Genomic DNA, 12,836 nt, shown 5'->3' on the forward strand with positions numbered 1-12,836 from the left:
GGCGATGGATGCAATGGAGCAGATAATGACTGAAGAAGCAGATAGACAGGCGGAGGAGATGCGATTTACTCCTCCGCCTGTGGGGCGTTGCAGGCTCTCGTCAGGCCCTGGCCATGAGGCTGCTTTCCTTGAAGTGGAAGAGAGCAGCCAGGGCCACCGCGATGGCCAGGCCAAGGACCGTCAGGGTGGGACCCCAACGCATACCCTCTGTGATTGGGCTACCGTAAAGGTGGAAAATCGAGAGGTTGATCAGCCAGTCGGGCAGTTTCAGCATCGGTTGCAGAAACTCCATCAAGAAGGAAAGAGCTATGAAAAGGCTGACCAGGCCCGTGGTCAGGCCAGCGGAGAGGCGTGTCGCCAGCAGGTAGACCAGGGCAGCGGCCAGCCATTCGAGCGGCAGCATGCTGAAGCAGGCGGCAGCGGTGTCTCCAACATCGATGCGCAGATTGATGCTGCTGGCTGTCACCAGGAGGCTGAGCCAGATCACCAGCGGAGGAATCAGTGAGGCCACCACCACAGCCGCAGCGTGCTCGCCGAGCAAGCGGCTGCGGGAGTGAGGCGTACTCAGGATAAGCTCCAGGCGGTTGTTGTCAAGGTCGCGGCTCCAGCTGTAAGCCAGCGTCATGGCGAAGATGGTCAAGGCGACAGGGATAAAAGCAAAGACGGTCGCTCCCAGAAAGCCCTGGTTAGTAGCGACGTTGTAGCCGCTAAAGAGCTGGCTCATCACGGCATTACCTGCAACTGCCTTCCTGAAGATGTCCAGCAGGCTGGGAATGAGAGCGGTCAAAAATTCGACGAAGAAGAGCGTGATCATCGTCCACCAGAAGAGTGAGGTGAACTGCGCGCGCAGGGTGCGCAGACTCAGCGAGCGCAAGAAGGGATCGCCAGCGGCGCGCGCCAGCGCACGGGCGCGCTCGACGGTGGACGGGTGCCGTCGTCCATTGAGGGCGAGCTGGAACGCCACGCCGCCCAGATCGCGCCGGGCAAAGATCAGGGTGCTGGCGACGATCAGGACCACGGCGAGCAGGATGAGGAGCGCCAGGGCGCCCCAGTTGGTGGCCACCGAGGGGACTAAGGGCTTATTCCTGTTATAGTAGTAAAAGATCGACAGGCGTCGCAGCCAGTCAACATTTTGCTGAATACGCCCAACGCTATCGAACAGGAACATCAGCACCAGGATAGCAGCGGTCCAGCCGGAGGCGGCACCGCGCCAGCGCACGAACTGCGAGATCAGCAGGGCGATGCTGGCGAAGATCAGCTCAAAGAGGCCGACGTTGAGGGTCGTCAGCAGGGCCCGCGGGTAATCGGCTGTTTCGTGGGCGCTGAGCTGGCCAAGCAGAATAAAGAGGCTAATGATAAGCATCATCACAAGAATGGCCAATATCAGTGAAAGCAGCTTTTCCAGCAAGAGGCGCGACCGTGCCACTGGCTGCGAGAGCAGAACATCGAGCGTGCCACGCTCCTCGTCCCCGCGTACCAGGCGGGCGCCGGCCAGGATGGCCCAGATGGCCAGAAAGGCTGGCAAGGTCGTGCCAAAGACGCGAAAGGTGACATAGCCGGGAATAGTGTTGAGCGCCACCTGATCGCCATAGAAGCTAAAGGACTGATAAATCTGCGTGACACCAGCGCTGAGAGCATCCTGAGCGGTGGCATACATAGCATAGATCAGCAATCCCAGGCCGAGGCCCCAGCAGAGGACTGCGATCCAGTACTCGCGCAGCGTTTTCAGCCAGATCGTACGCAGCATAGCTGTTCCCTCCCGTCACTGGCCGCCAGAAAGCGGACAATGACATTTAGCGGCCAGCGGCAACCGGCTGGTCGACCTGATAGAAGCGCAGAAAGATCTCTTCGAGGCTTGGCTCCTGAGTTGAGAGGCTGAGAGCATCGTGGGCGGCGGCTACCTTGATAACTGCCTGCAGCTCGCCCTGGACGTCAAGATGCAGCTCGCGCCCGTCGCGATTGAGGCGGACGGCGGCCACGCCCGGCAGCCCCTGGAACCACTCCGGTGAGGCAGGTCCAGGGAAACTGATGACGACTGTCTGCTGCCGCATGTGCTTGAGCCGACTCACCTCATTCACCTCGACCAGGCGTCCCTCGCGGATGATACCGACACGGCTACAGGTCTGCTCAACCTCGGGCAGGATATGCGACGAGAGAAAGACCGTGTGTCCCTCGCTCTGCACTTCCCGCAGCATGCGGTAAAACTCCTGCTGGTTGAGGGGATCGAGGCCACTGCTCGGCTCGTCCAGGATAAGCAATCGTGGACGATGCATGAATGCCTGGATCAGACCCAGCTTCTGGCGGTTGCCACGCGAATACTCGCGGAAGCGCTTGCCGGGATCGAAGTCCAGTCGCTCGCAGAGCTGCTGCACGTAGGAGCGGTCGACGCCGCCGCGCAGGTGGCCGAGGTAGGTCAGGATCTGGGCGCCCGTCAGCGAGGGATCAAAGGCAAACTCCGAGGGCAGGTAGCCCACGAGCCGCTTGACGGCGGCAGCCTGCGACCAGCAGTCCAGGCCGGCGATGGTGGCGCGGCCTGCCGAGGGGCGCAGGAAGCCCATTAAGGTGCGGATCGTCGTAGTTTTACCGGCTCCGTTGGGACCAAGGAAGCCAAAGATTTCGCCTTCCTCGATCTCAAAGGTCAGGTCAAGGATGCCGCGGCTGCGACCGTAATACTTCGTCAGGCCGCTGGCTTGAATCAGGACGGTCATGATGACTCTCTCCTTCCATATATTGGCTGAGGTAAGCGCGAATGGCTATTACGAAGCTTTCGATATGCTCATTGACTGTGTAAGCCAGCCGACGGCGCTTCTCTGGGGGCGGTAGCTGCTGATTTTCCAAGGCTCGGCGAATGGCCTCGCCCAGATCCTGAGCCTGTTGCTTAAGCGGAAGGCGTTCTTCTTCCGGCCAGAGCGGGTCGAGCGTCATATAGCCCATAAAGAGGGCTGCCAGCATGTATTCCAGGCGCTTGAGGCTCAGGTCCGAGCGCAGCAGACCCTCCTCCTGCATCTGTGCCAGAATGGCATGAGCAAAAAGCACTTTGCGGCGAGCGATCGAGTTCCCCTGTAGATAGTCATGCTGAGTCATCGAGCCGAGCAGACTGACATCGTTAGTCAGCAGCGCCTTCACCAGCGGACGCTCCTGGTAGCGCAGAAAGGCATAGGGAAAAAGCGTATGGAAAGCAAAGCTATCAGCATGCTCGGCGATGTACTTCTGCAGTGCTTCGATCACGGCCAGGGCCTCGCGCATGATGACACTCATAAAGAGGTCCTCGCGCGTCTTCCAGTGGAGATAGATGGTCCCCTTGGCGACGCCGGCCTCGCGTGCAATGTCGTCGATGGTCGTCTTATCGTAGCCCCAGCGCTCGATGAGCTTGACAGCAGCATCGAGAATGCGCTCAGCGCGTGCCCGGCGCTTTTCCGGGGACGTACGGGCCCTGCCACGCTTCCTCTGCAGCTGATCTGTCACTCCAACACCTCCTTTCTTGACTAAATGACTGTATAAATAAAAATGGTCACAAAATTCTGATAAGAGTATAGTCCGCTGGAGCAAGAAAGTCAAGGGGAGAGGGAAAGCTCAATAAAGCTGATCTGCTCCTACCTGGCCGCCCGCCGTCACAAATTCCTGCGTAGCTTTGCCGGCGAAGTAAACTCATAACGATCGACTATCAGGCGCAGATCCCTCCCCTGATGTCGTACAATGGACATCTAAAGGAGAAAAGAGACTGTTCTTGAAAAGCAAAGCGAGCATCTGCTCGGGAGGCAGCATGACAGAAGCAAGCGGCGCGCCGCAAGGCGCTCAGCATACCAATCGGCTCATTCACGAGACGAGTCCCTATCTGCTGCAGCACGCACACAACCCGGTGGACTGGTATCCCTGGGGGGAGGAAGCCCTTCACAAAGCCAGACAGGAAGACAAGCCCATTTTTCTCAGCATCGGCTACTCCGCCTGCCACTGGTGTCACGTCATGGAGCGCGAATCCTTCGAAAACGCAGAGATTGCGGCCCTCATCAACCGTTACTTTGTGCCGATCAAAGTTGACCGTGAGGAGCGGCCCGATCTTGACGCCATTTACATGCAGGCCGTCCAGGCGCTGACCGGTCAGGGAGGCTGGCCCCTCAGCGTCTTTCTGACGCCGGACGGCAGGCCCTTTTTTGGTGGAACCTATTTCCCGCCCGAGGATCGGCGCTACGGCGGGCAGGTGATGGCCGGGTTCCCGCGAGTGTTGTTGACCATTGTCGACGCCTATCAGAATCGGCGCCAGGAAGTTGAAGAGCAGGCCGAGCGTCTGGTCGAATACCTGCGCGAGCGGAGCAGCGCGCCCCTCTTGCGCCGCGGGCAAGGGCAGGTTCTGCCGCAGCTTGAGCAACTGGCCAACGCGGCGCGCGAACTGGCTGCCGAATTTGATCCCACCAACGGCGGCTTCGGCGGCGCTCCCAAGTTTCCCAACAGCATGGCGCTGGAGTTCCTGCTACGTGTCCACCTGCACCGCGCCGCCGGCGAGCTGCCAGCAGCCAAAGAGGGGGAACGCTCAGAGCTGGAGATGGTTGAGCAGACCCTGCAGCGCATGGCCTGTGGCGGCATCTACGACCAGCTTGGTGGCGGCTTTCATCGCTACTCGGTTGATGCCCGCTGGCTGGTGCCCCATTTCGAAAAGATGCTCTACGACAACGCCCTGCTCAGCCGCCTCTACCTGCATGCCTATCTGGTTACAGGCAATCCCTTCTACCGGCGCATTGCCGAAGAGACCCTAGACTACGTCATGCGCGAGATGACGGCGCCGGAGGGGGGCTTCTACTCGACCCAGGACGCAGACAGCGAAGGGGAAGAAGGCAAGTTCTATCTCTGGCAGGCCGAGGAGATTGCCCGCCTACTGCCTGGCGAGGATGGGGACCTCTTCATGGCCTGGTATGGCGTGACCCCGCGCGGCAACTTTGAAGGCAAGAACATTCTCCACGTGCCCGAGCCTGATGCCCAGCGGATGGCTGAGCGTCTCGGGGTCAGTCGAGAGCGTCTGGAGCAGGCTCTGGAGAAGGGCCGCGCGCTCCTCTTGGCGGCACGGGAGCAGCGCGTCAGGCCGGGACGCGATGAGAAGGTTCTGACGGCCTGGAATGGGCTGATGCTGCGCAGCTTCGCCGAAGCCGCGCGCTATCTCGGGCGTAGCGATTACCGGCACGTAGCCGAGCGCAATGCTGACTTTCTGCTGACGGCGCTGCGCAAAGATGGGCGCCTGCAGCGTACCTGGAAGGATGGACGGGCCCATCTGGCTGGCTATCTGGAGGACTATGCCTTTCTGGCGGATGGTCTGCTGGCCCTCTACGAAGCCAGCTTCGAGCTGCGCTGGTTCAGTGAAGCGCGCAGCCTGATGGAGGAAGCCCTGAGCCTCTTTGCTGATAGCGAGAATGGTGGCTTCTTCGACACTGGCAGCGATCAGGAGGCCCTGATCAGCCGGCCCAAAGAGATCATGGACAACGCCACGCCGGCGGGCAACAGCGTTGCGGCGGAAGTGCTATTACGGTTGGCGGCCTTCACAGGAGAAGAACGCTATCGCCAGGCGGCTGAGAGCTATCTGCAAGCCCTGGCTGATATTATGACCCAGCATCCGCATGCCTTCGGGCATGTGCTGGGTGCGCTGGACTTTGCCCTCTCGCCTGGGCGTGAGATTGCCATCATTGGAGATCCGCAGGCGGAAGGGACCGCGGCTCTCCTGGCTGTGGTCAACCGTCGCTATCGACCCAACAGCGTCCTGGCCTGTGTTGCACCCGGCAGCGCGCAGGAGCGTGCCGCCGCTCTCATTCCGCTCCTGGCCGAGCGGCCTCAGCAGAACGGACGGGCGACAGCCTACGTCTGTCAGCATTTTGCCTGTCAGGCGCCGGCGACAACAGCCGAGGCGCTGCAGGCCCAGCTTGGTGATCTGGACCGCTAGCCGACGCTCAAGGTAAGCGCAGAGAGAGAGAGACAGACCCAGCGGATCGGCAGAGAGGAAGCTGGTCCGCTGGGCCTGCAGCGTATCCTGATGAAGATGGGGCCAGGGTCACCGGCGGTCGGGCAGACTCAGGATGGGCTGAGATGAGGTGAGGCTGGGGCCAGAGCCCGCAGCGGCAAGACGCCGCTGATGGCCTTAGTCATTGACATAACGCAGCTGGCCTTTCACCTCATGACGGCAGAGCCGGCCACTGTTGACGAGATGTTCAAGCGCAAGCGTGGCCGCAGCAATCTCCTTTCTACCGGCCTTCTTCTTGTTGGCCGGCAGAAACATGGTGGCTACCTCCTGGGGAGTGAAAACGGCCAGGGCGCCAGTATGCTCCTCCAGATAAGCGGTCAGAGCCTTGCGATACCAGGCCACCAGATCGCCGGGGCGGGCAATTGGTGGGGCCATCACGATCATCACGGGGCAGGGGGCAAGGGCTAACACGCGGCGGGAAATACTGCCAACCAGCAAGCGGCGCAGCTTGTGGCGCAAGCCCTCACCGCGACTTCCGACGACGATCAGGTCGGCGCCCAGCTCACGCGCAGCCCTGACGATTTCACCAGCCGGCTCGCCGACGCGGATCATCATCTCGATACGCTCGGAGGAGATGGCATATTTTTGGAATTCAAGGCGGGCGCGCTTGAGCACCTCCTCAGCCTCGCTGCGCTGTTCGGTGGTGATGGGCAGGGGCTGGATCTGGCCAACATACATGCCGAGGGAAGGGGAAGCAGTATAGGGGATAGGAATGACCGTCAGGAGAATCACGTGAAAAGCGGGAGCCTGCTCAACCAGCTCTCTGACTTTCGTGATTGCCTGCCTGGTGGCCGGAGAGATCGCGGGATCGATACCAAGCAAGATGTGCCTGTTCATGGCTACCGTACTCCCGAAGGTCACCCGAAGATGGCCACCCCATCTTCTGGGTTCGGTTTCTCACTGAGCGGGGATGAATGCCCGGACATCCGGCGTCGGGCTGAACTGGTATGGTCTACTGCGTCTCTCGCCAGAGAAATGCTCTTCCCGAGGACATGGGGCAGAGAGCGCCTTGCACCGCGGTTGGCTAGCCAGCTGGTTACTGACGGATTCGCCTGCCTGGCGTGATAGGGTCCCTCTCTCATCTCTCCCCCATTGCCCAGCGCTTGCCTTCTCCTATCCACCTCAGCAGGTAGTCCCTTTTGCCTTCCTTCCTGCCTCCTTCTGACGGCCAGCTTCCTGGCCGGGTTCGACGCTCTTTTCGCTGGAGGCCTGTCTAACAGGTGATCGAAGTAAGAGGAATACGACGCTTAGTGAACACCGTCACTGTCTGACCACTCATTCTCAGCCGCGCCTCCTTCGCGAGCCGTACCTGGCTTAGAAAGCGGCAGACAGACAAGACAGACAATCGAAGCGGCTGGGAAGAGAGCGCCATCGGCGGTTCCTTCCTTGTCGGCGCTACCCGCATACCTCGGCTTGCTCTACCCCGCCATCGCTTTTGTGGAGTAGTTCACACTGAGCTGGTTAGCTGCGACATAGCCTGTCCAGAGAAGGGACCGTACACTCTCTATACGATAGTATAGCTGGTTTTTAAAGGAGCCACAAGAGTTCAAGCCGCTTCTATAGCAGAGTTCAGATCCTTGAAGCAGCTGAATCCTGTCAAGGAGTGATCTCCGCCATGAGCCAGAGCGACAGACTGGGCCCAGGGGGAAGCCCGGTCGCCCAGTGCATTGTTCCACAAATGTTCCCTACGCCTGCCGGGCAAGGTAGGTGGTGGGGGAGCTGTCGTTATGAACATATAATTCTGTCCCATACCAATAAAAAATTGGAGATCAGCTTGTAAATAGCGTCTATCTGAAGATGGATGGGTAACGGTTCTGCCAACGAGCGGAGGAACAAGACCATCTCTGTGTAAGCGAAGGCATTGAAGGAAGAAAGCAGGTTGAGAGCGATGGGCATGCAGACTGAACAATTCTCAAGCGTCCTGGAGCTGGCCCTGCCGACTGAGGTTGACGCCGGGGGAGCCGAAGCGATGAGCAACAGAGAAGCCGAGCAAAGGCTGGCGGAAGAGCGTTATGGGCTGGAGATCTTCCAACGCGCCATTTTGGAAGGTGACCAACAGGCCTGGGCGCTGCTTCAAGACCGGTTTTCCGACCTTGTCCGCGCTTGGATACGCCGGCACCCTAAGCGAGAGATCGCCATTCGCCTTGATAGCGAAGAGAACTATATTGCTCAGGCTTTTGAGCGATTCTGGCAGGCGACAGCTTTCAAGCAAGATCTCCAATTTACTTCCCTGGCGGCGGCTCTGAGCTATCTGCGGGCCAGCCTCAACGGGGCCATCATGGACACTTTGCGTACATATGCCCGGCCACGCGAGGCTTCTCTCTCGACGCCGGGCTACGAAGGAGTATCAGTGAGCGAGGACGGGGATGACGGTGGCGAGCTTTGGGAGATCCTCAAGAGTCTGCTGCCTCAGCGGCGGGAGCAGTATCTTGCCTATCTGCTCTTCCATTGTGGCCTGAAGCCACGAGAGGTTGTCCGCTACTGCTCGCAGGAATTCCACAGCGTTCAGGAAGTTTATCGCCTAAGACGCAACATCGTCGAGCGCCTGTTGCGTCAAGCTGATCAGCTACGTTGGAGGCTCAGCGTGCATTAGCCCTAGCCCTCGGTCAGATCGATGGTCGGCTCCTTGCCCCAGGAGCCAGGCGGTGCGGAAGGAGAGATGGCAGCTGGAAAGGGGTGGAAGAAGGCCATGTGTAAAAAGCCGCACCTGAAACGTTGATTTAGCGAAAGGAGTATCCTCAGAAGGAGGAAGAACCTGCCTGCGTTTAGGCATCGTTGCATGCCATGCTGCCAGGTGAAGGAAACAAATGATGGATTGCAGAGATCAGTTTGCTCCTGAAGCTGAGGAGCTGATCATGCTGGCCTTCGGCGAGGAGGGCCTGGCTCCCGAGGTAGTGCGACACTTACACGCATGCATGATTTGCCAACGGCGCCTTATGCAGTTTCAGTCGCTCTCTCATCACTTACTGGCGCAACTCTACCGTAGTCAATGTCCTGATGGCCAGCGCCTTAGCTTCTACTGTGCTGGTCTCCTTAGTGGAGAGGAGCAGCGTCAGATTGCTGCTCACGTGCAAGAGTGTCCACTCTGCGCCGAAGAAGTGGCTGTTACCAGGCGCTTCATGGCTGATCCGCTGACACCTACGACCCTGGCGCCTTCTTTCCTCCGCCTGGCAACAACACCTACCGGGCGGCAGGCTTGGCATGGGCTGCCTGATGGGCGCCCATCGGCAGCATGGCCGCGGTACTACCATAGCGAAGAGTTTGAGCTGGTGCTGCATATCTCATCTTCAAGTGCGGGGCGCTGTGCCGTCTACGGCCAGCTCAGCTGCGTCAATGCCCCTCTTGGCGGCGCGGCTTTCGAAGGTCGCCAGGCGGTGTTACAACCCCTCAAGACCGTGCGGAAAAAGCCAGCCGAACGAGCGGCGGCAGACACTGCTCTGCTCCGGCTGACAGCCGAGATAGACAACCGAGGAATGCTGACCTTCCCCACTGTGCCCCCTGGGCGCTATATGCTGCTCTTGCATCTACGTGAGCGAGATCTGGTGATTGAGGAATTGCAGATCGACGGTTGTAGAGTGATCTGGAGCTAAGGCTTGACAGAGCAGCGAAAGCTGCTGAACGACAATGGCGCCGGACTTGGGACAAACCAGGCGCGACCTGCTGCTTGCCTGGGGAGGCGCGAAAAGCCGCTGACCCCAAGGTGGACCGAACGGACCCGCGTCAGGCCGGGGATTTTTCCCCAGGTCCCAACCGGCGCCGTTGGACAGGTGGTAGCTCCTCTTACCAGAGCAAAGGCCCTGCAAGGGCTTGTTGTTCGCTTGCCGCTTTTCTGTGGAGAGGGCAGCGCGCTCCTGACGTGTTCTCTTCGCTGCTGGTCTTTCCGCTGGGGAGCCTACTCCAGGTCGCCCAGCCAGCGTGTCTTCTGCCGGTAATCGGTTGGAATCCGTTCCGGTGGCGAGAGGGCTGGATAGCCGACATAGAGAAAGGCCACAATCTCATCCTCGGGGGCCAGGCCAAGCCAGGCTTTGACCTGGGGGTCATAGGCCGCTTCGCCGGTGCGCCACATGGTGGCCAGGCCCTGCTCCTCAGCGGTCAGCAGCATATTCTGAACAGCGGCGGCCACCGCCTCGATATTTTCAATGGCGCGCACCTCGGAGCGCTGAGGAGCCTCCGCTGCTACTACGATCACTACTGGGGCACGTAAGGGCTTCTGGCGTTCCTTCTCGATCAAGGCCCGTATCTTTTCATCCTTCCCCTGACTCAGGCGCAGCGCCAGTGCCTGAGCCATTGCCTCCCCCAATTCCTGGCGGGCAGCACCGCTAAAGACGATGAATTTCCAAGGCTCGACTCTATGGTGATTGGGGGCGTGGGTCGCCGCCTCCAGCATGCGCTCGATCTGGACCCGCGTCGGACGGCGCTCGCTCATCTTGCTGATGCTACGCCGTCGGCGGATCGTTTCAAACACCAGCATGTCGATGTTCACCCTTATAAAGTGCGATGATGATGTTCCGTATACTATACCCCATGCGGTCCTGTTACTCAAGGAGGACTTTCGCTCTCAAGCGGCCTCACAGGCTGTGACAGCGCCCTTTCTTCTGACTGCCTGTCTCATTCATAGGCAGCCAAGGAGACGTCCCCGGCTGCGAGGCTCTCTCTGGCGAGCGTAGTGATTTTCGTGTAGCCTGCTATGCCTTGTCATGCTGCTGCCCGAAGGATACAATGGAGGCAAACAGCGAAGATCAAAGTGAAAGCGAGCCATGATGACAGCAGTACATTTTGGCTGGGTTCTCAACGCCGGGCCGACGCGCGGCATGGAGCCGAGCCGCTTTCTGGAGATCGCGCGAGAGCAGGTTGCGCTGGTGGGTGATCGGATCGACTCGCTGTGGTTCACTGATCATCTGCAGTTTGGCGATTCACCTGTTCTAGAGGCGTGGACAGCGCTGACCTATCTTGCGGCGCTTTACCCGCGGTATCGCATTGGCCACATGGTCCTCTGTCAGTCTTTTCGCAATCCCGCCTTGCTGGCCAAAATGGGGGCCACCTTGCAGTATCTGAGTGGAGGGCGTTTCTTGCTGGGCATCGGCGCAGGCTGGCATGAGGAAGAGTATCGGGCCTACAACTATTCTTTTCCCGGCCCGAGAATCCGCCTCGAGCAGCTTGAGGAGACCCTTCAGGTTGTCAAGGCGCTCTGGAACGAGAGGCAGGCAACCTTTGAGGGGCGCCATTATGCTGTTCGCAGCGCCTATTGTGAGCCAAAACCAGAACCGGTGCCGCCTATCATTGTCGGTGGTCTGGGTCCGCACCTGCTCCACATTGTGGCTCGCTATGCTGATGGCTGGAATGCTGCCTGGGTCAGGCCCGAAGCCTATCGCCAACGGCTAGCGACCTTCGAGCGCGCGTGTCAACAGCTCGGGCGTGATCCCAGCCAGATCGAGCGGAGCTGGTTCGGGCGCTGCATCTGTGTTCCTTCTCCAGAAGAAGCGGCCAGACTGCAAGGTCGGGGGCTGCTTGGTACGCCGGACCAAATCGCCGAGCAGATTCAGGCCTATCTCGACCTGGGCATCACCACCTTTATGCTGGGAAGCTCGAAACTAGAGGATCTGCAGACCGTCGAGCTGCTGGCGCGCCAGGTTTTGCCGCGCTTTCGCCCAGGGAGCGCAACCGTCTGAGTACCATCGCCTTGGTGATCACTATCCTGACATGGTCTCCCTGGGCTCTTCTCTCTTGCTGGCTGGCTGGCGGCCAGATGACGACCTGGAACCCTCATTGCTCCCATCTTTTGCACCACTGACGAGCGCGCAAGGGGAAGCAAGCGGATGAGAAAGAAGGAGCAAGGCCAATGGAAACCCCTAAGAGTGCGTTGCGCCCTATTCTCTTTGGCGCCAATGTTGATCCTACTGCGGACGATCCGCGCTGGCCTCTGGAACTTACCCACGCCGTGGAAGAGGCCGGCTTTGATCTCATCGGTATTCAGGATCACCCGTACAATGCGGGCTTCCTCGATACCTGGACGCTCATTGCCACACTGGTGCAGGCCACACAGCGTGTGCGCTTCTTCCCTAATGTTGCTAACCTACCGCTGCGTCCTCCGTTGATGTTGGCCAAAGCCGTTGCCTCCCTTGATGTTCTCAGCGGTGGCCGGATTGAACTGGGGCTAGGCGCTGGCGCTTTCGCTGACGGCATTGTTGCGATGGGAGGACCAAGGCGCCGGGCTGGCGAAGCAGTGACTGCCCTGGAGGAAGCAGTACAGCTCATACACCGCTTCTGGAGCGGAGAGCGCAGCCTTCACTTTCAAGGGCGCTACTACAGCGCTCTGGGAACGCGCCCCGGTCCGCGTCCGCTCCATCCGATCGGCATCTGGCTAGGGGCCTATCGTCCGCGCATGCTGCGTCTCACCGGGCGCCTGGCCGACGGCTGGATTCCCAGCAGCACCTATGCGGCCCCCGAGCAACTACCGGCCATGCAACGCCAGATTGACGAGGCCGCCCAGCAAGCAGGACGCTCGCCGCGAGCTATTCGACGTATCTACAATATCATCGGCCAGATCACTGATAGCGGCCCCGGCTGGGAGCGCGGTGTCTTCCGCGGAGGCCCCCAGGACTGGATTACAGAGCTAGCGCGTCTGGTGCGCGAAGTGGGGATGGATACCTTCATCTACTGGCCTGTGGAGGATCGCCTGCATCAGATCCAGCGCTTCGCTGCCGAGGTTATCCCCGGCGTTCGCGCGGCCCTCAACACTCCCTAGCCAGGTGCCAGGCATAGGACGGCCTCCGGCCACCGAGACGCGCAAGGTAGCCAGCCAGCCACGACTCACCAAAGTCGTGGCTGGCTGTGT

General features: G+C 59.9%; 10 protein-coding genes. 5 read left to right on the top strand and 5 right to left on the bottom strand.

Annotation, left to right across the window (positions count from 1 at the left end):
- Positions 1-100: 100 nt before the first annotated feature.
- Genes N688_RS02365 through N688_RS02375 form a run of 3 tightly spaced genes read right to left on the bottom strand, consistent with a single transcriptional unit; the run spans position 101 to position 3,465 of the window.
- Positions 101-1,747, bottom strand: coding sequence for an ABC transporter permease subunit (locus N688_RS02365; RefSeq protein ID WP_052887786.1), 1,647 nt, complete (start codon positions 1,745-1,747; stop codon positions 101-103).
- A gap of 46 nt (positions 1,748-1,793) precedes the next feature.
- Positions 1,794-2,708, bottom strand: coding sequence for an ABC transporter ATP-binding protein (locus tag N688_RS02370; RefSeq protein ID WP_052887787.1), 915 nt, complete (start codon positions 2,706-2,708; stop codon positions 1,794-1,796).
- Positions 2,644-3,465, bottom strand: a complete 822-nt coding sequence (locus N688_RS02375) for a TetR/AcrR family transcriptional regulator (RefSeq protein ID WP_052887788.1) — start codon at positions 3,463-3,465, stop codon at positions 2,644-2,646. Before N688_RS02375 ends, N688_RS02370 begins: the two co-directional genes overlap by 65 nt.
- Positions 3,466-3,763: 298 nt before the next feature.
- Between N688_RS02375 and N688_RS02380 the strand changes: the two genes are divergently transcribed.
- A complete protein-coding gene (locus N688_RS02380) occupies positions 3,764-5,923 on the top strand; it encodes a thioredoxin domain-containing protein (RefSeq protein WP_052891343.1) in 2,160 nt (719 codons plus the stop codon).
- Positions 5,924-6,118: 195 nt separating this feature from the next.
- Here the strand turns inward: N688_RS02380 and N688_RS02385 are convergent, their stop codons facing one another.
- On the bottom strand, positions 6,119-6,838 hold the full coding sequence (locus tag N688_RS02385) for a universal stress protein (RefSeq protein ID WP_052887789.1): 720 nt from the start codon (positions 6,836-6,838) through the stop codon (positions 6,119-6,121).
- A gap of 1,051 nt (positions 6,839-7,889) precedes the next feature.
- On the opposite strand from N688_RS02385, the gene N688_RS02390 reads away from it, so the two are divergent.
- A complete protein-coding gene (locus tag N688_RS02390; protein ID WP_052887790.1) occupies positions 7,890-8,594 on the top strand; it encodes a hypothetical protein in 705 nt (234 codons plus the stop codon).
- Between the two features lie 214 nt (positions 8,595-8,808).
- A complete protein-coding gene (locus N688_RS02395; RefSeq protein ID WP_081838428.1) occupies positions 8,809-9,591 on the top strand; it encodes a zf-HC2 domain-containing protein in 783 nt (260 codons plus the stop codon).
- A gap of 302 nt (positions 9,592-9,893) precedes the next feature.
- On the opposite strand, the gene N688_RS02400 is transcribed toward N688_RS02395, so the two are convergent.
- The gene (locus N688_RS02400) at positions 9,894-10,472 is read right to left on the bottom strand and encodes a nitroreductase family protein (protein WP_052887792.1); all 579 of its coding nucleotides are present in this window, start codon (positions 10,470-10,472) and stop codon (positions 9,894-9,896) included.
- Positions 10,473-10,758: 286 nt separating this feature from the next.
- On the opposite strand from N688_RS02400, the gene N688_RS02405 reads away from it, so the two are divergent.
- Complete coding sequence (locus tag N688_RS02405) at positions 10,759-11,670, top strand: LLM class flavin-dependent oxidoreductase (protein WP_052887793.1); 912 nt, start codon at positions 10,759-10,761, stop codon at positions 11,668-11,670.
- A gap of 170 nt (positions 11,671-11,840) precedes the next feature.
- Positions 11,841-12,746, top strand: coding sequence for an LLM class flavin-dependent oxidoreductase (locus N688_RS02410; RefSeq protein WP_052887794.1), 906 nt, complete (start codon positions 11,841-11,843; stop codon positions 12,744-12,746).
- Positions 12,747-12,836 lie beyond the last annotated feature (90 nt).

Origin of the sequence: Thermogemmatispora carboxidivorans (genome assembly GCF_000702505.1) — a bacterium.
GTDB classification, from domain to species: domain Bacteria; phylum Chloroflexota; class Ktedonobacteria; order Ktedonobacterales; family Ktedonobacteraceae; genus Thermogemmatispora; species Thermogemmatispora carboxidivorans.

What these genes read in the sequence shown, in the direction of transcription:
- N688_RS02365 (WP_052887786.1), bottom strand. Translation starts at nt 1,747, where the DNA reads ATGCTGCGTACGATCTGGCTGAAAACGCTGCGCGAGTACTGGATCGCA.
- N688_RS02370 (WP_052887787.1), bottom strand. Translation starts at nt 2,708, where the DNA reads ATGACCGTCCTGATTCAAGCCAGCGGCCTGACGAAGTATTACGGTCGC.
- N688_RS02380 (WP_052891343.1), top strand. Translation starts at nt 3,764, where the DNA reads ATGACAGAAGCAAGCGGCGCGCCGCAAGGCGCTCAGCATACCAATCGG.
- N688_RS02385 (WP_052887789.1), bottom strand. Translation starts at nt 6,838, where the DNA reads ATGAACAGGCACATCTTGCTTGGTATCGATCCCGCGATCTCTCCGGCC.
- N688_RS02390 (WP_052887790.1), top strand. Translation starts at nt 7,890, where the DNA reads ATGGGCATGCAGACTGAACAATTCTCAAGCGTCCTGGAGCTGGCCCTG.
- N688_RS02395 (WP_081838428.1), top strand. Translation starts at nt 8,809, where the DNA reads ATGATGGATTGCAGAGATCAGTTTGCTCCTGAAGCTGAGGAGCTGATC.
- N688_RS02400 (WP_052887792.1), bottom strand. Translation starts at nt 10,472, where the DNA reads ATGCTGGTGTTTGAAACGATCCGCCGACGGCGTAGCATCAGCAAGATG.
- N688_RS02405 (WP_052887793.1), top strand. Translation starts at nt 10,759, where the DNA reads ATGATGACAGCAGTACATTTTGGCTGGGTTCTCAACGCCGGGCCGACG.
- N688_RS02410 (WP_052887794.1), top strand. Translation starts at nt 11,841, where the DNA reads ATGGAAACCCCTAAGAGTGCGTTGCGCCCTATTCTCTTTGGCGCCAAT.